Source organism: Gordonia sp. CPCC 206044 (assembly GCF_048537895.1).
Lineage (GTDB): Bacteria > Actinomycetota > Actinomycetes > Mycobacteriales > Mycobacteriaceae > Gordonia.
In genome coordinates this window covers 105,970-125,602 of the sequence record NZ_JBCLVL010000016.1, presented here as the reverse complement: position 1 = coordinate 125,602, position 19,633 = coordinate 105,970, and the positions used below count along the sequence as shown (strand labels likewise).

Here is a 19,633-nt window from a genome sequence, read left to right as displayed (position 1 = left end):
GTGAACGCCCTATTCGATCCTAAACCTAGGAATAAGAATGAAGAAGACCTTGACGCGGGCCCTGACTGCCCTCGCCGCCGCCGTAGCCCTTCTCGGGACCGCAGCCTGCGGTGGCTCGGAGGAGCTCAGCGGCCCGCCCGGTGACGTCTCGGATCCGAAGAATCCTGTCTATTTCAAGTATGCCGACAACCCGAGTTTCGACCTCGTGTATCTCGCAGACAAACTCGGTTACTTCCAGAACGCCGGCATCAAGCCGAAGTATGTGGGTGCCGTCGACGCCAATCAGCTGATCCCCCTCACCGACACCGGCGATCTGGACTTCTCGACCCGAATGGCTTCGCTGACCATCTCCGCGATCAACGGCGGCGCCGATCTGAAGATCATCGCGGCATCAAATCGCACACTCCCCGATGCACCACACATGAACTATTTCGTGCACAAAGATTCCGGGATCACTGCCGAGAACCTGAACAAGCTGGAGGGCAAGACGATTGCGATGAACGGGTTCGGCGCCTGCGCCGAATACGTCACCAAGCAGTACCTCAGCAAGAAGGGTGTTGACGTCGACAAGATCAATTGGGTACCCACCCCGGATACGCAGTCCGAGCAGGCCGTGGAGACCGGGGCGTCAGATCTGTCCATCATCCACGCACCGTTCTCCGGGCACGCGCTCAACAATCCCGACCTGGTCAGCCTGTTCAGCGATTTCGACCTCGACGGCGGAGAGAGCGGAAGCCAGCCATACACAGGAAACGGCGAGTTCATCCGACGATTCCCAGCACAGACAGAGGAGTTCGTCGGCATCCTCGGCAAGACCCAGAGCTGGGTCAACCGTAACCCCGATCAGGCTCGCCAGTACATCGCCGAGCGCGTCAAGCAAGACGTCAAGGACATCACGCGCTACGCATACGTCAACAACGCGATCATCGACCGCAAGCAGATCCAGTATTGGATCGACACCCTGGTGACGTTCGGTCAGGTGCCCGAGGGTTCGTTGACCGCCGACGATGTCGCCACCAACCAGTACAACCCATACGCCAAGAGCGATCAACTACTCGAAACCCAGGCCGACAACCAGGTCGACCTGACCGCGGGTGAGAAATGACCGTGCCCGACAACAAGATCGACGATGTCCAGGACCCTGTCGGCCGCGGACCTGACAAGATCGTCGCGCGGCATGTGACCAAGACGTTCCCGCCCCGCAAGACCGGGCGCGTCAAGACCGACGAGCTCACCGTACTGTCGGACTTCGAGTTGGCCATTCCAGAAGGCGAGTTCCTGGCGCTACTCGGGCCCAGCGGTTGCGGCAAGTCGACGTTTCTCAACATCCTGGCCGGACTCGAGACATTGTCGGACGGCGAGGTTCTCGTCGGAGACGAGCCACTGACCGGGGTGAACCGCGACATCGGCGTGGTGTTCCAGGGATATGCGTTGCTGCCCTGGCGGTCGGTGCTGGCCAATGTCGAGACCGGCCTGGAGATCCGCGGTGTGCGCAAGGCGCAACGCCGGGCCATCGCGACCGAACTGCTGGAGAAGGTCGGGCTCGGTGGGTTCCTGCACAGCTACCCGCATCAACTGTCCGGTGGGATGCGACAGCGTGTGGCGATCGTTCGTGCCCTGGCCTACGACCCGAGCATTCTGGTGATGGACGAACCGTTCGCCGCGCTCGACGCGAACACCCGCGAGTTACTCCAGCTGGAGTTGTTGCGTATCTGGGGGCTGAGTCAGCAGGACGGAGCCAAGCGCAAAACCGTTTTGTTCGTGACACATTCGATCGACGAGGCAGTGTTCCTCGCCGACCGGGTCGCGGTGATGACCGCACGACCCGGTCGAGTGAAGGAGACCGTCGACATCGATCTGCCCCGTCCGCGGACCGAGGAGATCCGCAATTCACCGGAATTCGTTGCCATCCGCCGCTCCGTGGCCGAGATCCTGCGTGCGGAGGTACGTGATGTCGCCTGAATCGCGCACGGCCGTCTCTGTCGAGGATCGTCGACCCCAGACGACCGACCGCGGCGATGACGGATCCCGGCCGCGAGACGTCCCGGGTTCGCCCGGCCCCGGCCGTCGTTGGCACCGTTTGCGTTGGAGTTCTGGGTTTTTCGCCAATTCCGCGGTTGGCTGGATCGGCTTCGTGCTGCTGTGGTACGTCCTGATCTGGACCGGCGTGGTGCGCGAACACTACCTGCCGCCGCCACATGAAGTGGTGCGTTCGCTGGTCGACGGCCTGCTTCCCGGCGGCGACATCCGCCGACACGTCTGGCCAAGCCTGCGGCGATCGCTGGTCGGGTTCGGCCTCGGTATCCTCATCGGTGTCACGCTCGGCGTGGCGATCGGCTGGTTCAAGCCATTCGAGCGGATCATCGACTCGGTACTACAGTTCTTCCGGCAGCTCTCCGCCCTGGCCCTGTTCCCCGTCTTCCTGCTGTTCTTCGGTCTCGGCGAGCCGTCGAAATACGCAATCGTGACCTGGGCGGCGGTCTGGCCGATCCTCCTGACCACCATCTCCGCGGTGAAGGATGTGGAGAAACTGCAGATCGACGCAGCCAAGAGCATGGGCGCGAGCGAATGGTTCATCTTCACCAAAGTCGTTCTACCGGCGTCGATCCCACGGATCTTTCCCGGCATACGCCTGGGCGGCGCGTATGCGATCACAGTCCTGGTGGCGGCCGAGATGGTCGGCGCGCCCGCCGGCCTGGGAATCTTCACGCTCACCATGCAGCAGACGTTCCGGATTCCGCAGATGTATGCGGGCATCCTACTCCTTGGACTCCTTGGTCTTGCGGTGAACTACGTTCTGGTGCTGGTGGAACGCCGGCTCACCAGCTGGCAGGAAGGCATCACCAATGGCTGAGGTCCACGCACCCGTGGCACGCGTGGTCCGGCTCCTCGCCGCAGTAGCCGCGCTGGCTCTCCTCGTGCTGGTCGTGCCCACCCAGCCCGCGTCGGCGCACGTTCGGGCCGATGCCGAGAGTTCACCCACCCGGGGCGGTTGGGGCACGGCCACATTCCAGGTACCCACCGAGTCACCGAACGCCTCCACCACCGAGGTGGTGCTCGCCTTCGACGGCACCACCACGTTCACGTCGGTCCGTACCCAGCCCGTCTCGGGCTGGACGGCGCACCTCGACCGCGCCGGGGACGGAACCGTGAGACGCCTGGTCTGGCAGGCCGACAACCCTTCACACGCGATCGGGCCCGACGAGTTCGGCTCGTTCACCATCTCCGCCGGCCCCTGGCCGGACGTCGAGTCCGTGGCAATTCCGGTGGCACAGCACTACTCGGACGGCTCTGTGGTGCAATGGGATGAGCGCGCGCTCGATCACCACGCCGAGCTGGCGCACCCGGCACCCGTGGTGACGTTGGCAGCTGCCGGAGACACCGACGAGCACGGTAATTCGGCCACAGACGAACACGACGAGGTCGACACCGTCGCGCATTCGGAGTCGCACGCCGGTACCGGAGTGGCCACCGGCATCGCTGTGGTGGCGCTACTGATCGCGCTGGTTGCCGTGGGCTATGCGTGGGTGGTTCACCGCCGCCTGCGCGCGCACTGATCACAGCGGCGGTGAGAAGCCCGATTCGCACCCGGCGGTACGGCGCCGGGGTCATCGCTGCCACAGCCGTCATCATCGGGGTGATGGTGGGCGCCGCGCCCGCGGCCGCACACGCCAACCTGGTGGCCACCTCGCCAACCCAGGGCGCCCAGCTCGACACCGCGCCGGAATCAGTTTCGTTCACCATGGACGAGCCGGTCCAGCTCGTCCCGGGAAGCGTTGCCCTCATCTCGGCAGACAACGACCGGCTGACGCTCGGCGAACCGTCGGTGTCCGCGGACCGGACGCAGATCAAGGTCGCAATTCTCGCCAACCTGACCAACGACGTCTATCTGGCAACGGTGCGCGCCGTCTCGGCAGACACCCACGTGGTGGCCTATTCGATTCGATTCACCGTCGGCGACGTGGAAGACAACGACGTGAACGTCGGGCGCCCGATCGAGTACGGCCAGGCGGGCGGCAGCTGGACGATTGCCATCGAGGTGGCTCGAGTGTTGGGCTATTCGGGCGCCGTGCTCTCCGTTGGCCTGTTGGTCGCGATGGCACTCGCCGGCACCCCAGGGGCCCTCGCCGGCACCCGAACAGTGCGGCGATTGACCAGTGTCGCCCTGCTCGGGTGCCTACTCGTCGCCGTCGGTGCAGTTTTCAACCTCACCGTTCAGGGCCCGTACGCTCAGGGCTCGGCCGACTGGACCAGTGTGCTTCGGTTCGAAGGATTGTCGGCGACGTCGGAGTCGCCGCTCGGTGTGCGGCTGCTGATCCGGCTCGGCGTTGTACTGCTGCTGATGTGTTGGGTGATTCGTCGCCGGATTCCGTGGCGGCCGACCGCGGTTCCCCTGACCGCCGGTGCCCTCATCTCCTACACCTTCGCGGCCGGCGGCCACGCGGCGACCGGTGTCGATTCGACGTTCGCCGTGGTGTCGACGACCACCCACGTTCTCGCCATGACGATCTGGATCGGGGGCGTCGTGGCGCTCGTGGTGGGTGGTCGGTCGACGCTGGCGCCGAGACCGTGGGCGGTAGTGGCATCGTCATGTCTGGCCCTGGTGCTCGCGACCGGCATCTATCAGGCGGCACGGCGGGTGTATCCCGTGGACTCGCTGTGGCGCACCGACTATGGACTGATCCTGCTCGGTAAGGTGACCGCCGTGATCGCCGTCGTGGTGTTCGCGTTCTGGGCCCGTCGCTGGTTGGGTTCGCGGGCCGGCGGCCCGTGGCCGGTGTACGCCGAACTGGTCGCGGGCGCGGTGGTCCTCGCGCTGACGACGGTACTGGCCTCGTCCGTGCCGGCTCGCGACGACTACGGCCCGGCACTGACCGCGACCGCCAGACTCGAGCGGGGCACGCTGACCGTCCACGCGGACACCACCCGACGCGGACCGGTGACGGTTCGCTTGGAACCCGACGCAGCCGCACGAAGGACTGTCACGGCGATCAGCGCCACGCTGTCGTCGAGAACTGCCGGGGTCGCGCGGCTCCCGGTGCAACTCACCGAACGACACGGCCGGTGGACGAGTGAGAACGTCATCATTCCGACACCGGCCGAGTGGACGCTGTCGATCGTCGTCGACGACGGGACGAGTCCCGTCGTCACAGCAGTGAGGTATGTGGTGTGGTGAAGCGATTCCTCTTGTGTTGCACGGTGATCTCGCTGGTGCTCCTGACAGCATGCGCGCCAGACGCACAGGTGGACACCACTGCCGGTACGGGCGAAGGCCGCCTCACGATCCTTGTTGGAGACGGCCCCCAACGGCAGATCCTGGAGCAGGTGGCCAGACGTGACGGTGACGAACTGCACCTCGACATCCGGCATGCGGGACCGGACGCGAACCGGCAGGTCGCCGACGGCGAGGCCGATGCCGCCTATTTCCAACACATTCCCGCGTTCGAGGGCCAGACCCGGCGCGACGGCATCGACGGTCTGACGGTCCTTGCCCGCGTGCACGTGGTGCCGTACGGCCTGTACTCGCGCTCATGCGCGTCGCTCGACACCGTCCCACATTTCGGCACCGTGCTGATTCCTGCCGGGCCCGCCCCACTGTCTCGGGGCTTGTACCTACTGCAGTACGCCAAGCTGATGACACTCAACAAGCCATTCGGCGGTACGGCGCTCTCTGACCTCACCGTGACGGAAGCCAATGTGACCGACTCACAACGACATTTGACCATCTCGCAAGCCGACCCCGTGCAATTCCCAGAACTGGTCGACGCGGTCGACCTCGTCGTGATGAATCCGGACACCGCGCGTGCCAACGGCTTCGACCCTGACCGTCCCCTGCTGCGTGAACCTGCCGCAGACAATCCCTACACAAACGTCCTCGTCGGTCGGGGACGTGACAGCGACGATCCGGCGCTGGCCGTGCTCGCCCATCGACTGGAAGGTCCGGAGATCTCCCAGTACGTCGACGCCGGGTTCGGCGGCTCGGTGATCGGGGCGAATCCCGCTCGTCCCGAACCAGAGGTGCCCGCGCCCGCGAACACCTATGTGGGCGCAGCCGGCGACTATGCCGGTCCGCGGAGCTGCGTCTAGGTGACTGTCCGGACCCGAATTCTCGAGTCCACCGTGGGGGTTAGCCTGGACTGCGGAGCCCACTCGAACGGACATCGGAGATCGTCATGCGTCTGACCAAGTACACCCACGCCACCGTGACCCTGACCAAGGACGACAAGACCCTGCTGATCGATCCGGGTACGTTGACCCCGAACTCCGTAGAGCTGCTGGCCGACGCCGACGCCGTGCTCATCACCCACGAGCACTTCGATCACTTCGACACCGACAAGATCATTGCGGCACTGACCGACCGTGCCGACCTCGAACTGTACGGACCCGCGTCGATCGCCGATGCACTCTCGGATGTCGCCGGACAGGTACACGCCGTGTCGACCGGCGAGTCGTTCGAGATCGCCGGTTTCACGGTCGAGACCTTCGTCGGCGACCACGCGGTGATCCATCCCGAGATCCCGAAGATCGACAATGTCGGATTCCTCATCGACGGCACCGTTTATCACCCCGGGGACGCCTATCTGAACCCGGGCCGCCCCATCCAGACGCTACTGCTTCCGGTCAGTGGTCCGTGGATCTCGACCGAACAGGCCATCGATTTCGTCCGGGCCGTGCGTCCGAACCTCAGCATCGCCATTCACGACCTGATGCTCAGCGACGCGGGGAAGGCCACCACCGAGATGTTCCTCGGCGAGAACTCCCTCACCGGAACACGATTGGAGTCGATGGACCTCGGCGAGAGCCGCGATCTGGTGGCGGTCTGACGGATCGTCGGTGCCGATGTCCCGGCGAGTAACCTCTCCCCCATGAGCTTCCAGGGATTCCCCGAGGCGGCCCTCGACTTCTACGACGACCTCGAAGCCGACAACTCGAAGGTCTTCTGGGAGGCGCACAAGGAGATCTACCGGAGCGCGGTCGCCGAACCGATGCATGCGCTGACCGAGGCGCTGGCGGACGAGTTCGGTGCTGCCAAGGTGTTCCGGCCCTACCGAGACGTCCGTTTCGCCAAGGACAAGACGCCGTACAAGACGCACCAGGGTGCATTCGTCGCGGTCGCACCCGCAACCGGTTATTACGTGCAGATCGGTGCTCCCGGCGTTCGGGTCGCCGCGGGGTTCTACGAGGCGTCGGCCGAGCGGCTGGCCGCGATCCGTGCGGCGATCGACGACCGACGCCACGGCGCCGAACTCGAACGAATCGTCGAGTCGCTGCGCGACACCGGATGGGAGATCGCCGGAAGAGTGCTCAAGACCGCACCGCGAGGCTGGGACGTCGGGCATCCACGTATCGAGTTGTTGCGCCACAAGTCGTTGACGGCGGTCCGTGACTACGGTTTCCCCGAAGTGATCCACACCCCCGAACTCGTCGACAAGATCCGCGACGACTGGCGCGCCGGTATGCCGCTTGTCGAGTGGACCGTCCGGCACGGCGGGATCTGAATCGCTGGTCGCTAGACGCCCGGCATGACGAATCCGTCGACGTACACCCACCGTCCGCGGCGTCGCTCGAATCGACTGCGTTCGTGGAGCGTTCCGCGTTCACCGTCGGCGCGGTAGTGCGCGGTGAACGTCACCTCGCCGGTGTCGTCGAACGGACCGCCACCGACCACCGCCTCCACGTCGAGCCGGTACCACCGCATGGCATCGTCGAGATCGAGTTGCCGCGGTCGGGTACGCGGATGCCAGCTGTCGAGCACGTAATCGCGATCGTCCACCACGAACGCGGTGTAGCGCGAGCGCATCAACGCCTCGGCCGTGGCAGCGGACCGCTCCCCGTCCAGCACCGGACCACAGCACTCACCGAAGGTGAGCCCGGACGTGCACGGGCACCGATCGGTTCCGGAGATCGCGTCTTTCGTCATCGTGTCGAGCCTAAACGGTGCCCCGTCTGGCCGGACACGGCCACGTTCAGCCAACTGACAGGCGGGACACATTCGGGTCGCAGTGCTGCCCGATGAGATGAATCCATGCGCAACCATCACACCGACACCGTTCTCGTCGTCCTCGACGGCAGCCTCCGCTCCCATGCCATCGTCGACCAGGTACTCCAGTCCGGCCGCAACGTCGCGGTCACCGGACGCCGACAGCACGATCTGGTGCCGTTCGTGAATGCGGAGGTCCACGATCGCATCCTCGCGATCGTCGCCGATCCGGCGGAGTCGGCCCAGATCGATGCGGTCATCGAGCGTGCCGGTGACGTCATGGGACCGGTCGTCATGATCGTCGATCCCGGCGGGCTCCTCGGCGATGTCGCCTCCGCCGACCGCAAGGTCGCCTGACCCCGCGCACTCCCGTCCCACCGCGACGACGCGACTCTCCCGTGCACTGCCGTCGTCGCAGAGGACCGCTCCCTGACCAGGTAGCGGCGCCGCGTCACGGTTTGCGCCTCGTTCAGTCATCTCGGCACGCAGGGGCTGTGACAGGCGATACGATCCGGGACATCTGGGGTTCTGCGCATACGCGTCGGAACCCCATCGCAACAACTGAAAAACGGGCGCGTCACTCAAAGGGAGAGTCATGTCTACCAAAGAGGCAGCCGAGATCCTCAAGGGTGTCGGCGGACCGGGCAACATCGTAAGTCTCACGCATTGTGCAACGCGGCTGCGTTTTCAGCTGCGCGACTCATCCGCCGTCGAACAGTCGAACCTCGAGGCGATCGACGGCGTGTTGGGCGCGGTACCCCAGGCAGGCAACCGCTATCAGGTGGTGATCGGCGGCGGCGTCCAGACGGTCTACAACGAGATCATGGAGCTGCCGGAGATGGCAGGCGGCGGGGGCAAACCCACGGATGCCGAGATCAAGGCCGCTGCCCGCTCGCAAGGACCGCGCGGCAAGACCGCTTGGCTCGACTCCCTCTTCGAGTACCTGTCCGACTCCTTCCGGCCGATCCTCGGCGCCCTGCTCGGTGCATCGTTGTTCATCACGTTCATGTCGTTGATGAGCACCCTCGACGTCATCGGCAACTGGGCCGACCCCCGTACCGAGCTGTCGCCGTCGTGGCAGTTCGTGAATCTGTGCTGGCAGTGCGTTTTCGTCTTCCTGCCGCTGATGATCGCCTACAACGCATCGAAAAAGCTCGATGCCGATCCCTGGGTGGGATTCGCGATCATGGCGGTCCTGATGCTGCCCAGCTACACCGCGTTCGCCGATGACGCACAACACCATTCGGTCTTCGGATTCGATGTGAACACGATCGACATCTTCGGCGTGCCGCTGACCGTGTTCGATTACAGCTCGCAGGTGTTCCCGCCTCTGCTGATGGCGGCGGTGCTCGGACCGTTGTACAAGGGGCTCAAGAAGCTGATCCCCGAGAACGTGCAGCTGATCTTCGTCCCGTTCGTCGCGATGCTGATCATGATCCCGTTGACGGCCTTCCTGATCGGACCGATCGGCGTCTATGTGGGTGCCGGCCTGGCCGACATCCTCAAGTCGATCAACGACTTCTCGCCGTTCATCTTCGCGATCGTCATCCCGCTGGCCTACCCGTTCATGGTCCCTCTCGGACTGCATTGGCCGATCAACGCGATCATGCTCCTGAACATCCAGACCCTCGGTTACGACTTCATCCAGGGCCCGATGGGTGCGTGGAACTTCGCCTGCTTCGGCGCGACGGCGGCGGTACTCGTCATCGCCTGGCGCCAACGGGATTCGCAGATGAGACAGACGGCGACCGGCGCGCTGGCGGCCGGTCTGCTCGGTGGTATCTCCGAACCGTCGCTGTACGGCATCCATCTGAGATTCAAACGGATCTATCCACGAATGCTGGTGGGCTGCTTCGTCGGCGGCCTCATCATCGGTATCGGCGGCGGCGTCACGACCAACGCCTTCGTGTTCACCTCGTTGCTCACGATCCCGGCGTTCGACAGCGTCATCCTGTACACCATCGCGGTGGCCGCGGCGTTCTTCGTGGCGATGGCACTCGTCCTCATGTCCGGATTCCGGACCCCGGAACAACAGGCAGAGTTCGAGGCCGCACGCGACGCCGAGGAATCTGCCCGCGCGGCAGGCCTGGACACCGGTGTGGACGCGGCCATGCCCGCCGACGAGACGGTGGTGCCGCCCGGGGCGGCCGCGGCAGCCTCGGCGGCCGCCGCCACCGGCGGTGCAACGGCGGTGGCGACCGCGGAGAAAGCCGAACCCCGCGAGGTCGGTCCGGCGATCGAGATCGGTGCGCCACTCGACGGTTCGGTCGTCCCGTTGAGTGAGGTTCCGGATCCGGTGTTCGCCAAGGGCACCATGGGCGGAGGCGTCGCGATCCAACCGACCGGCAACACGGTCTATGCCCCGGCCAACGCCACTGTGGTCGCCGCGCAACCGACCGGCCACGCCTTCGGCCTCGTCCTCGACGGCGGGATCGAGTTGTTGATCCACGTCGGGATCGACACCGTTCAGATGAAGGGTGAGGGCTTCGACGTCAAGGTCAAGGCTGGCCAGAAGGTGGAGGCGGGCACACCACTGGTCACCTTCGATCCGAAGGCGATCGAGGCCGCCGGCTTTCCGATGATCACGCCCGTCGTGGTGATGAACACGAAGAAGTTCGCTGCCGTCGTCCCGCTGATGGAAGGCGAGAGCGTGACGGTCGGTACGCCGGTGCTCTCCGTCGAGGCGAAGGCAGCGGCGACGACAGCCTGATCGTCGACAGGTCTCATCCGATCCGGATGATTCCACTGCGGGGTACGCCGCGAGGCCGCTCCGCACACCAGGTTCGGGCTTAGCCTTTGTGAGTGAAACGCTGGGGCGTCCTGATCATCCTGTGCGCGGCTCAGTTCATCATGGTGCTCGACACGACCGTGATGAACGTGTCGGTATCGGCCGTCGTGGCCGACCTGGACACGACCATCACCCAGGTCCAGCTGGCCATCACCCTCTACACCCTCGTCATGGGCTCGTTCATGCTGTTCGGTGGACGGTTGGGCGACATGTTCGGCCGCCGACGGGTGTTCGCGGTGGGATTGCTCGTGTACGGCGCCGGTTCCCTGATCACCGCTCTGAGTCCGAACATCGGTGTGCTCTTGTTCGGCTGGTCTTTCGTCGAAGGCGCCGGTGCGGTGTTGGTGATGCCGGCGATCATCTCGCTGACCGCGGCCAACTACGACGGGGCACGTCGGGCCACCGCCTACAGCGCACTCGGCGGCATCGCCGCCGCAGGCGCTGCGGCCGGTCCGCTCATCGGCGGCTGGGTCACCGAGGCCCTCACCTGGCGTGTGGTGTTCGCGGCGGAAACCGTGGTGTGCGTGGTGATCATCGCCTGTGTGCGGGTGATCGCCGATACGGGTCGGTCGGGGTCGCGGCGCATGGACTGGGGCGGCACCGTGTTGTCGGCGCTGGGTCTCGGATTGATCGTGCTCGCGCTGCTCAAAGCAGGCACATGGGGATTCGTCCGGCCGTCCGGTGCACTGACCATCGGCGACACCGAGATCACCCCGTTCGGTTTCTCCGTGGTGCCGTTCATGATCGCGGCGGGCATCTTCGTCCTGATCGGCTTCTTCGCGTGGGAGCGACGTGTCGTCGAGCACGGCGCCACCCCGCTGATGCACCCCGACCTGCTCCGAAAGCTGCAGCTACGCAACGGACTGGCCATGTTGGTTGCGCAGCAGACGATCATCGGCGGGATGTTCTTCGTCATCCCGATCTACCTGCAGTACGTCCTGCTCAAGGATGCATTCCAGACCGGCCTGGCCCTGGCGCCGATGTCGCTGGCCATGCTCATCGCGGCATTCGCCAGCCCGGGATTCGCTGCGACACAGTCACCTCGGCGCATGGTGCGCATCGGTCTGGTCCTGGTGATCATCGGCTCTCTGCTGTTGGTCACCACCATCGATGCGCAGATGCGAAGCGTGCTGTTCGCGATCGGGATGGCGGTGTTCGGAGCCGGATTCGGTTTGATCGCTTCGCAATTGGGCAATGTGATCATGTCGTCGGCCGGCGATTCGGAACGCGGTGAGGCAGGCGGACTGCAGGGCACCGCCCAGAACATCGGCACCTCGGTGGGGGTCGCGATGCTCGGTGCGCTGCTGATCGCCTCACTCAGCGCCGGATTCAATGAGGCCGCGCAGGCTGATCCGTCGATATCGGCGGCCACCAAGAGCCGGATCGCCGAGGCATCGGCCGACGGCGTCGAGATCCTCGGACGCGATCAGCTCGACGAGATCGCCGCCGCCAACGGCATTCCGGCCGACGAGGTCGACTCACTGATCGACCACTACGAAACCGAACAGCTCGCGTCGATCAAGAAGGCCATCCTGCTGGCCGTGTTCCTCGGTGCGTTGGGACTGGTGATCGCGCAGCGTCTGCCGCGGGTCCCAGCCGCCGAGCTGGGCGCGCCGCCGCCGGTCGGTGCGGGTCCACCGCAGCCCTGACCGGCGACGCCGGCGCCGAGTCGAGATCTCAGGTTCCGAGGATCTTCGCCTTCTGCGCGGCGAACTCCTGCTCGGTGAGCACGCCCTGCTGGTAGAGGGCTCCGAGTTCCTTGAGCTGCTCGATGGTGTCCTGCGTCGAGGCCCCCGAGGCGGCAGGAGCTGCGGGTGCCGGCGGCGGCGGAGGCGGCGGGGGTGCCTGGTACTGAGGCTGGGCGTAGCGCTGCTGGTTGTCGTACTCCTGCTGCGCCCAACGATTGGCCTGGCGGCGAGAAACCCTGTTGCTGACCGACGTTGCGGTTCCGGCGATGACCGCGGTGCGTGCCGCGGCGCGGATGAGTCCTGGCATGATCGTCTCCTGTCTCAAGCGCCTACGGCGTCAAGGGTTTCCACGAGTGCATCGATCGGGATGCGGCCGGAGGCCACCATCTGCGCACCATTGCGCCGCAATGCCGCGGCGAAGGGGCCCGCCCACGAGTTCTCGTAGACAAGGATCGCTGCGGACGTTCCCGGCTCGAGAACGCTCGCGGCCTCGGCGACGTCGTCGGGCCCGACGAGGTCCGCGTTGGCCCCTTCGAGCACGGCGAACTGTGCACCGAGTTGGTCGATGGCGATCTCGGCCACGGTACCGTCGGCGTCCTTGGTCACGAAGACCAGATCAAGGATGCGGATGATGCCGCGATCGACGAGGTCGACCAGGTGCGGGATGGCCTCACCACTGGGTTGTCGGTCTGCCCACTCCACCACCACGTAATCGATGGGTCCGAGTTCGGGGACGGCTTCTTCGGTCATGTGAACCTCGCTGCGTCGGGCGCTGTACAGGTGCGGGCCGATCGACACACAACGCGACGATCGCCCGCCTCGATCGTAGTTCGGCCGAGCCGTGCGGGTCCGGGTTCACGTCATTCTCACCTCCGACGGGTGAGACAGCGCAACCGAACCCGGTGCGCTGCGTGAGTAGGCTTACCCGATGTCGTCAGTGCGAACGGGGTGGTCATCGGGCCGCGTCGTCGGTGCGGGGATCCTCGTGGCGCTGGCCGGGATCTGCTATTCGTCGTGGGTTCTCGCGTTCCTTTTTCCCACACCACTCGATCCGCTCAGGACATTTCTGAGCGAACTAGACGCCGCACACCGACCGCACCGCGAGATCTATGTGGTCGGCGACGTGCTCACCGCGGTGTTCGCGCTGATCGCCTGCGCACTCCTCGTGATCCCGCGTCCGGTCACACGCGGTGTCCCCGGCCTCACCGCGGTGATCTCGCTCGGTGTCTTCGGCGCCGCGACGCTGGCGGACGTGTTGTCGCCGATCGAGTGCATTCCGCACGTCGATCCGGGGTGTCCGGACCAACCGAATGGACTGCTGCCGCAACTACATCACCTTCACGCACTGACCAGTACCGTCGCGGTGTTCGCGATCTTCACCACGATGGTCTCCGCCTGCCTTGCCGCATACCTGACCGGGGTGTGGCCGATGATGCGCACGGCAGGCGCCTCGGTGCTGGTGATCGTCGCTCTGGCGACGGTGTGGATGCTCGTTGCCGACGGCCTGTCGGGCGACTACGTACTCGGACTCGCCCAACGCATCCAGGTCGGCGGGATGACGCTGTGGCTGATCCTCTGGGGTGTGGCGATCGCCGGCGAGCCCCGCGACCGCGCGGCTACAGGTCGATGACCCCGCCACCGACCTGTTCGGTGTAGAGCAGGTCGATACTCGCGGCGTACTTCGCGGCGATCGGCTTACGCCTCAGCTTCATCGTCGGCGTGAGCTCGTCCCCGCCCGGGTCCCACGCAGTCGGGACGATGGTGAATCGCTTGATCTGTTCGACCCTCGAGAGTCTCCCGTTACCGGCTCGGATCGCGGCGGCGACCTCCTCGACGACGGAGTCGTGACCCGCCAATGTCGCCATGTCGGCATCGGGGATGTTGAGCATCTTCGCGCGCGCCGCCGCACCATCCGGGTCGAGCACGACGAGTGCCGAGACGTACGGTCGGGCGTCACCGATCGCCACCACCTGGCCGAGCAACGACGATGCCGCCTTCATCGCATTCTCGATGTTGGTCGGCGACATGTTCTTCCCGGCCTCGTTGATGATCAGTTCCTTCTTGCGATCGACGATCGTGACGGTGCCGTCGGCATCGATCGTGGCGATGTCGCCGGACGACAACCATCCGTCGGCGTCGATCGTCGCCGCCGTCTTCTCCGGGTCCTTGCGATACCCGCGCATCACGAGTGGTCCGCGCACGAGGAGTTCTCCGTCATCGGCGAGTCGGAGCTCGGCACCGGTCATCGCCGTGCCGACGGTGCCGAACCGCAGAGTCTCGGTGTCGGTGATCGTCGCCGCTCCCGTCGTCTCCGACATGCCCCACACCTCGAGGACCGGGATGCCGAGGCCGAGGAAGAACTCCAGCACCTCCGCGGGGATGGCCGCCGCACCGGACGCGGCGTATTTCAGCTCGTCCATCCCGATCGCGGCGCGCACCTTGTGCAAGACCAGGCGGTCGGCGAGAGCGTGCTGGGTTTCGCCGATCACGCCGAGTCCGGTGCCCCGGATACGTGCCCGCGCCGTTGCCGCACCCACCCCGAACGCCCAGCCGGTGAGGTTCTTCTTGACCCCGCTGGTCTCCTCGGCCAGTTTCGCCTCGATGCCGGCGCGGATCTTCTGCCAGACCCGCGGGACGCCGAAGAACAACGTCGGCCGCGCATCGGGCAGCGCCGCGGCGATCTCGCGAGGGTCGGGCACCGTGGTGACCTGGATACCCAGAATCAGGTTGGCGGCGTGGCAGCACACCCGGTCGGCGATGTGCGCGGCCGGCAGATAGGAAATGGTCCGGTCGTCGAAGCCCACCGGGAAATGCTCGTGGTTCGCGGCCGCGGCGGCCACCATGTTGCGGTGGCAGATCTCCACACCCTTCGGCGGGCCGGTGGTGCCGGAGGTGTAGATGATGGTGGCCAGATCTTCCGGTTGCACCGCGCGCCACGACGCCTCGAAATCAAACCCGTCGGGGGCCGCCATCGCTTCCAGTTCGGCCAGACTCGTGGCGTCCGAGGCGGCGCCGTCGACGACGACGGTCGTCGTCACTCCCGTCCGGGCGGCGCGGATCACCGGGAGGAACACCTGCTCGGTCACCACGACCGCGTTCTCGGCGTTGTCGAAGAGGTACTCGATCTGATCGGGAGAGCTCGTGTTGTAGACCGAGAACGGAACCGCCCCGAGGTGCAGGGCGGCGGTGTCCACCAGGTTGAACTCGGGCCTGTTGGTCAGCATGATGCCAACCGTGTCACCGTGGCGCACCCCAAGCGCCGCAAGACCTTTCGCAATTGCTTCGACCCGGCTCGCATACTGACGCCAGGTGATCTCGGCGATCCCACCGACGGTGCGCAGGGCCACCGCATCGGGATGTATCCGGGCCGTCTGCGCAAACGCCTCGGGGAGGGTCGTCACCGCGACGCCACTTTCGTGCGTGTACGAGATCTCGGTGGGGTGTGCCATGGCCGCCGTCCTCATGTAGCCGGGTCGTGATGCAGCTCACAGTACCGGCGGTTCCGGGCGGCGGACAGGCTTCGGGCAGATTGGTAATCAAACAGTAAAACCGGGACGTCAGCGCCCGGTTTCAGCGCGGAGACGGCTTTCGTCAGGTGGCGACGGCGCGGGTCTCCCATGCTCCGCCGCCGGTGAGTTCGAGGACCTCGGTGTGGTGTTGATCGGTGGTGCTGCGGTGACTCACCGAGATCAAGATCGTCTCGGGCAGTTCGCTGCGGATCAGCGAATACAGCGAGTACTCGAGTCCCTCGTCGACGGCGGAGGTCGCCTCGTCCATGAACACCGCCTCGGGTCGCGTCAGCAGGATGCGCGCGAACGCCACCCGCTGCTGCTCCCCCGGCGACAGGACCTTGGCCCAGTCTTCCTCTTCGTCGAGACGTTCGGTCAAGTGCGGCAAGAAGACCTGCCGCAACGCCGCCTTGATCGCGTCGTCGCCGACCACATCCGGGAGTGCGGGATAGGCGACGGCCGTACGCAGATCTCCCAACGGGATGTACGGGATCTGCGACAGGAACAGGGTGCGGTCACCCGCCGGACGGGCGAACTCGCCCTCGACGAACGGCCACAAACCGGCCAGACCGCGCAGCAGCGTCGTCTTACCGCTGCCCGACCGTCCCTTCACCACGAGTGCGTCGCCGGGGTCCAGGGACAGGTTCAGATCGCGGATCAGGTCATTCCCGTCGGGAGTGGTGATGGAGACATCGGTCAGCCGCACTGCACGATCGCGGTCGACAGTGTCCATCACCGGCAACTCACGCGAATCGTGGTTGGCGTCCTCGAGTCCGTTGAGTCGGATCAGGGAGGCCCGGAAATCGGCGAACGAATCGTAGGCCTCGCGGAAGAACGACAACGAGTCGTGCACATTGGCGAAGGCCGATGCCGTCTGGTTCATGTCGCCGAGGGTGATGGTGCCTGCAAAGAATCGCGGCGCCTGGATGATGTAGGCGAACACGACCGACAGCTGGTTGACGACGAAGTTCCATCCGGTGAACTTCAGCGTCCGGAACACGATCTGCCAGAAGTTGGCGACCACCGCGCCGAATCGTTCGAGCAGTCCGGACCGTTCCACGCCCTCACCGTGATAGAGCGCGACGTTCTCGGCGCCGTCGCGCACACGGACGAGTGCGTAGCGGAAGTTCGCCGTGAGCCGTTCACGCAGGAAGTACAGACGGATCAGCGGACGGCCGATCCAGAACGCGATGACCGTGGTGATCAACACGAACATGTAGACAAACCAGACCATCGCCCTGGGCACCTCGGTGCCGAACACCGACATGGGACCGGCCAGATCCCACAGGATCTTGGTGAACGAGACGATCGTGATGATCGCGGGGATCACACCGTTGGTCGAGGATCCGTTGTAGCCGAAGACGAGTTGACGACTCGACGTCGCAACGGTGGTGATGTCGGTTTCGATACGTTGGTCCGGGTTGTCGACCCCGGGCTGGATCGCGACGTCTGGTCCGTGTTGACTCGTCTCGACGAATCTGTTCCGGTAGAAGGCCTTTCCGCCCAGCCAGTCGGTGGTGTTGCGGGTGGTCATGTATTGACGGAGACGGATCTCGAAGGCACTGCCGAGGTACAGCTCGACCAAGGTGCGGACCACGTGGATGACCGCGAGGAAGCCGAACACCGACATGGCACTCCAGAAGCCGGACTTGCCCTTGTCCAGCAGCTCCTGGTTACCGCTCGCGAGCCCTTCTGCCGCGTTCTGCAACGCGGTGAACATGTCGTTTCCCTGGTACGAGAACAACACGGTGACCCGCACACCGAACACAGCGAGGAACAGCAGCACGGCCACGAGTCCCCAGGCGAAGACCCGAGTCGGGGCCTCGGTGAAGAACCCGCCGGTGACCCGCCAGTACTGACGACCCCAACGCGTGAATCTCACCAGCAGGAAACCCACCACGAGCAGACCGACCAAAGCGATCACGAACGCGATACCGATCCAGCGAAGCGAGCTCAGCGTCTCGTTGCCCCAGTCCATGCTCTCGGTCAAGCTCTCCCCCATTCACGTGAAAATGGCATTGCCCAACGGTGTCTCGCGACATCCGGTTCTCCCGCGGATCGCCGCAGTCTAACCCGGCGCGTGACTGCACACCTGATGACGTCTCGGGTTCAACCCACCGGACGCAGCACGGCCCCCTCGATGAGCGCGGATTGTGAAACGGTCTCCTGGAAGACATCGGCGATGCGCACCACGTAACCGGGGCGTCCGGAAGTGACCGAGTCTGCGGTGAACGGCATCTCGCAGCCACCGGCACCCACCGGGCGGCGTTGTCCGAGAGTCGTCTCAGCCAGTTCGGTGCCTGTTTCGTCGAACACGGTCACCGGCGCACCGGGTCCGATCCGCAGTGCCAGGGCCGGATCGGTGGGGCACACCACCACACCGCTCGCGGTGAACGACGCCCTGTTGACCGCTCCCACCACCAGCGCCAGCACGGCGATGGTCGCCAACAACAGTGCCGCGACGGCAGTGATCACGATGATCGGCGATCGGGTGCTGCGCTGCCAGGTTCGTTGCGGCAGCATCGGACCCGACCGGAGCCAGAGCTGCGGCCGGGGTGCGGGCGGAGCGCCGGCCGCGGCGGGCACGATCCCGGCGGGCTGAGTCGGCTCGGACGACGGGGCCCACACATGGTCGGTGCCGGGAGGTGTCTGTTCTCCCGGAGTCTGCGGACCGGACGGGTGACCGAAAGTCATGGGGCCAGTCTGCCATCGCCGCCTGCGGTCAGGCCTTGGGCGGGAAGTACTTGATCAGTGCCTCCTGGACGACCGACGTGGCCAGCGTGCCGTCACGCTTCCAGAACCGGCCCGATCCCATCCCACGCGACCCGGTGGCGACCGGCGACCGGGTGGCGTAGAGGAGCCAGTCGTCGAAACGAAATTCTCGGTGGAACCACATGGAGTGGTTCACCGTGGCCGCGAACAGACGATCGATACCCCAGGACAGACCGTGGGTGGTGATGATCGAGTCGAGAACCGTGGTGTCCGACGCGTAGCACATCGCCGCCACGTGCAGGAGCGGCTCGTCGGGCATCGCGCCGTCGGTCTTCATCCACACACGGTTGTCCTTGAGCTTCTCCCCGGCCTCACGGACCTTCCAGGTCGGGTCGTTGGCGAACCGGATGTCGATCGGGTGCAGCGCGTTGACGAACGTGGCGATCTGTTCCTCGTATCCCTTGAAGTGCTCGCCGAGTGGCGGCAACTCCTCCGGATAGGGCACCTGCGGGATCTCGACGGCATGTTCGAGTCCCGCGGTGTTGTCTTGGAACGCGACCAACATGGTGAAGATCTCGGTGTCGTCCTGCACGGCGGTGACCTGCCGGTTCGCGAACGACTTGCCGTCGCGGAATCGGGCGACGTGGTACTCCATCGGCTTGCTCACGTCCCCACCGCGGATGAAGTGGGCGTGCAACGCGTGCACCGGCGGGTTCCCGCGTGTCAGGGTGCGGCCGGCCGCGACCACACCCTGACCAAGCAACTGCCCGCCGAAGGTACGGGCGGTCTTCTGCTCCGGATGCTGGCCGATGAACAGATCGTCGGACTGCCGCTCGACGTCGAGCAACCAGAGCAGCTTGGCGAGGTCTTCGGATTGGTCGGTCATGAGAGCTCACCCTATGCGGTCGGCCGACACGCCATCCGCGGACCCTGCAGGCAGAACTGTGTGAAGCTT

The 19,633-nt window shown here is 65.4% G+C and carries 19 protein-coding genes; 12 read left to right on the top strand and 7 right to left on the bottom strand.

What is annotated here, in order from left to right; translation table 11 throughout:
* Positions 1-37 precede the first annotated feature (37 nt).
* From AAFP35_RS21960 to AAFP35_RS21925, 8 genes are all read left to right on the top strand, one after another.
* Entirely contained in the window at positions 38-1,105 is a 1,068-nt protein-coding gene (locus tag AAFP35_RS21960; protein ID WP_419223781.1) for an ABC transporter substrate-binding protein, read from the top strand.
* Positions 1,102-1,962 carry an ABC transporter ATP-binding protein gene (locus tag AAFP35_RS21955; protein ID WP_419223780.1) on the top strand — a complete coding sequence of 287 codons (861 nt, stop codon included), beginning with the start codon at positions 1,102-1,104 and terminating at the stop codon, positions 1,960-1,962. The genes AAFP35_RS21960 and AAFP35_RS21955 overlap by 4 nt, the downstream gene beginning before the upstream one ends.
* Positions 1,952-2,854, top strand: coding sequence for an ABC transporter permease (locus tag AAFP35_RS21950; protein ID WP_419223779.1), 903 nt, complete (start codon positions 1,952-1,954; stop codon positions 2,852-2,854). The genes AAFP35_RS21955 and AAFP35_RS21950 overlap by 11 nt, the downstream gene beginning before the upstream one ends.
* Positions 2,847-3,557 (top strand): DUF1775 domain-containing protein, encoded by a 711-nt coding sequence (locus AAFP35_RS21945; RefSeq protein WP_419223778.1) that lies wholly within the window; start codon positions 2,847-2,849, stop codon positions 3,555-3,557. The genes AAFP35_RS21950 and AAFP35_RS21945 overlap by 8 nt, the downstream gene beginning before the upstream one ends.
* An 11-nt stretch (positions 3,558-3,568) precedes the next feature.
* On the top strand, positions 3,569-5,176 hold the full coding sequence (locus AAFP35_RS21940) for a copper resistance CopC/CopD family protein (RefSeq protein ID WP_419223777.1): 1,608 nt from the start codon (positions 3,569-3,571) through the stop codon (positions 5,174-5,176).
* Positions 5,177-5,325: 149 nt separating this feature from the next.
* Complete coding sequence (locus AAFP35_RS21935) at positions 5,326-6,087, top strand: MetQ/NlpA family ABC transporter substrate-binding protein (RefSeq protein WP_419223776.1); 762 nt, start codon at positions 5,326-5,328, stop codon at positions 6,085-6,087.
* Positions 6,088-6,173: 86 nt separating this feature from the next.
* Entirely contained in the window at positions 6,174-6,824 is a 651-nt protein-coding gene (locus AAFP35_RS21930) for an MBL fold metallo-hydrolase (protein WP_419223775.1), read from the top strand.
* 42 nt (positions 6,825-6,866) lie between these two features.
* The gene (locus AAFP35_RS21925) at positions 6,867-7,499 is read left to right on the top strand and encodes a DUF2461 domain-containing protein (protein WP_419223774.1); all 633 of its coding nucleotides are present in this window, start codon (positions 6,867-6,869) and stop codon (positions 7,497-7,499) included.
* 11 nt (positions 7,500-7,510) lie between these two features.
* Here AAFP35_RS21925 and AAFP35_RS21920 read toward each other — a convergent pair whose 3' ends face one another.
* Positions 7,511-7,921, bottom strand: a complete 411-nt coding sequence (locus tag AAFP35_RS21920) for a YchJ family protein (RefSeq protein WP_419223773.1) — start codon at positions 7,919-7,921, stop codon at positions 7,511-7,513.
* 105 nt (positions 7,922-8,026) lie between these two features.
* Between AAFP35_RS21920 and AAFP35_RS21915 the strand changes: the two genes are divergently transcribed.
* The 3 genes from AAFP35_RS21915 (at position 8,027) to AAFP35_RS21905 (ending at position 12,418) form a co-directional block, all read left to right on the top strand.
* On the top strand, positions 8,027-8,338 hold the full coding sequence (locus tag AAFP35_RS21915) for a hypothetical protein (protein ID WP_419223772.1): 312 nt from the start codon (positions 8,027-8,029) through the stop codon (positions 8,336-8,338).
* Between the two features lie 238 nt (positions 8,339-8,576).
* Positions 8,577-10,691, top strand: a complete 2,115-nt coding sequence (locus tag AAFP35_RS21910; RefSeq protein WP_419223771.1) for a glucose PTS transporter subunit IIA — start codon at positions 8,577-8,579, stop codon at positions 10,689-10,691.
* A 92-nt stretch (positions 10,692-10,783) separates the two neighbouring features.
* Positions 10,784-12,418, top strand: a complete 1,635-nt coding sequence (locus tag AAFP35_RS21905; protein ID WP_419223770.1) for an MFS transporter — start codon at positions 10,784-10,786, stop codon at positions 12,416-12,418.
* A gap of 28 nt (positions 12,419-12,446) precedes the next feature.
* Here AAFP35_RS21905 and AAFP35_RS21900 read toward each other — a convergent pair whose 3' ends face one another.
* Both AAFP35_RS21900 and AAFP35_RS21895 read right to left on the bottom strand, forming a co-directional pair.
* Positions 12,447-12,764 carry an SHOCT domain-containing protein gene (locus AAFP35_RS21900; RefSeq protein WP_419223769.1) on the bottom strand — a complete coding sequence of 106 codons (318 nt, stop codon included), beginning with the start codon at positions 12,762-12,764 and terminating at the stop codon, positions 12,447-12,449.
* A gap of 14 nt (positions 12,765-12,778) precedes the next feature.
* Complete coding sequence (locus AAFP35_RS21895; protein WP_419223768.1) at positions 12,779-13,207, bottom strand: DUF6325 family protein; 429 nt, start codon at positions 13,205-13,207, stop codon at positions 12,779-12,781.
* A gap of 178 nt (positions 13,208-13,385) precedes the next feature.
* Here AAFP35_RS21895 and AAFP35_RS21890 point away from each other — a divergent pair, with 178 nt between their 5' ends.
* Complete coding sequence (locus tag AAFP35_RS21890) at positions 13,386-14,087, top strand: DUF998 domain-containing protein (RefSeq protein WP_419223767.1); 702 nt, start codon at positions 13,386-13,388, stop codon at positions 14,085-14,087.
* Here the strand turns inward: AAFP35_RS21890 and AAFP35_RS21885 are convergent.
* The 4 genes from AAFP35_RS21885 to AAFP35_RS21870 form a co-directional block, all read right to left on the bottom strand.
* Complete coding sequence (locus tag AAFP35_RS21885) at positions 14,074-15,906, bottom strand: AMP-dependent synthetase/ligase (protein WP_419223766.1); 1,833 nt, start codon at positions 15,904-15,906, stop codon at positions 14,074-14,076. The genes AAFP35_RS21890 and AAFP35_RS21885 overlap by 14 nt on opposite strands.
* A 142-nt stretch (positions 15,907-16,048) precedes the next feature.
* A complete protein-coding gene (locus AAFP35_RS21880) occupies positions 16,049-17,956 on the bottom strand; it encodes an ABC transporter ATP-binding protein/permease (RefSeq protein ID WP_419223765.1) in 1,908 nt (635 codons plus the stop codon).
* Between the two features lie 119 nt (positions 17,957-18,075).
* On the bottom strand, positions 18,076-18,660 hold the full coding sequence (locus AAFP35_RS21875) for a hypothetical protein (protein ID WP_419223764.1): 585 nt from the start codon (positions 18,658-18,660) through the stop codon (positions 18,076-18,078).
* 28 nt (positions 18,661-18,688) lie between these two features.
* Positions 18,689-19,564, bottom strand: a complete 876-nt coding sequence (locus AAFP35_RS21870; protein ID WP_419223763.1) for an acyl-CoA thioesterase — start codon at positions 19,562-19,564, stop codon at positions 18,689-18,691.
* Between the last annotated feature and the right edge of the window lie 69 nt (positions 19,565-19,633).

Bases quoted from the DNA above. Each gene is read 5' to 3' on its own strand.
- AAFP35_RS21960 (WP_419223781.1), top strand. From the start codon at position 38: ATGAAGAAGACCTTGACGCGGGCCCTGACTGCCCTCGCCGCCGCCGTA.
- AAFP35_RS21955 (WP_419223780.1), top strand. From the start codon at position 1,102: ATGACCGTGCCCGACAACAAGATCGACGATGTCCAGGACCCTGTCGGC.
- AAFP35_RS21950 (WP_419223779.1), top strand. From the start codon at position 1,952: ATGTCGCCTGAATCGCGCACGGCCGTCTCTGTCGAGGATCGTCGACCC.
- AAFP35_RS21945 (WP_419223778.1), top strand. From the start codon at position 2,847: ATGGCTGAGGTCCACGCACCCGTGGCACGCGTGGTCCGGCTCCTCGCC.
- AAFP35_RS21930 (WP_419223775.1), top strand. From the start codon at position 6,174: ATGCGTCTGACCAAGTACACCCACGCCACCGTGACCCTGACCAAGGAC.
- AAFP35_RS21925 (WP_419223774.1), top strand. From the start codon at position 6,867: ATGAGCTTCCAGGGATTCCCCGAGGCGGCCCTCGACTTCTACGACGAC.
- AAFP35_RS21920 (WP_419223773.1), bottom strand. From the start codon at position 7,921: ATGACGAAAGACGCGATCTCCGGAACCGATCGGTGCCCGTGCACGTCC.
- AAFP35_RS21915 (WP_419223772.1), top strand. From the start codon at position 8,027: ATGCGCAACCATCACACCGACACCGTTCTCGTCGTCCTCGACGGCAGC.
- AAFP35_RS21910 (WP_419223771.1), top strand. From the start codon at position 8,577: ATGTCTACCAAAGAGGCAGCCGAGATCCTCAAGGGTGTCGGCGGACCG.
- AAFP35_RS21900 (WP_419223769.1), bottom strand. From the start codon at position 12,764: ATGCCAGGACTCATCCGCGCCGCGGCACGCACCGCGGTCATCGCCGGA.
- AAFP35_RS21895 (WP_419223768.1), bottom strand. From the start codon at position 13,207: ATGACCGAAGAAGCCGTCCCCGAACTCGGACCCATCGATTACGTGGTG.
- AAFP35_RS21890 (WP_419223767.1), top strand. From the start codon at position 13,386: ATGTCGTCAGTGCGAACGGGGTGGTCATCGGGCCGCGTCGTCGGTGCG.
- AAFP35_RS21885 (WP_419223766.1), bottom strand. From the start codon at position 15,906: ATGGCACACCCCACCGAGATCTCGTACACGCACGAAAGTGGCGTCGCG.
- AAFP35_RS21875 (WP_419223764.1), bottom strand. From the start codon at position 18,660: ATGACTTTCGGTCACCCGTCCGGTCCGCAGACTCCGGGAGAACAGACA.
- AAFP35_RS21870 (WP_419223763.1), bottom strand. From the start codon at position 19,564: ATGACCGACCAATCCGAAGACCTCGCCAAGCTGCTCTGGTTGCTCGAC.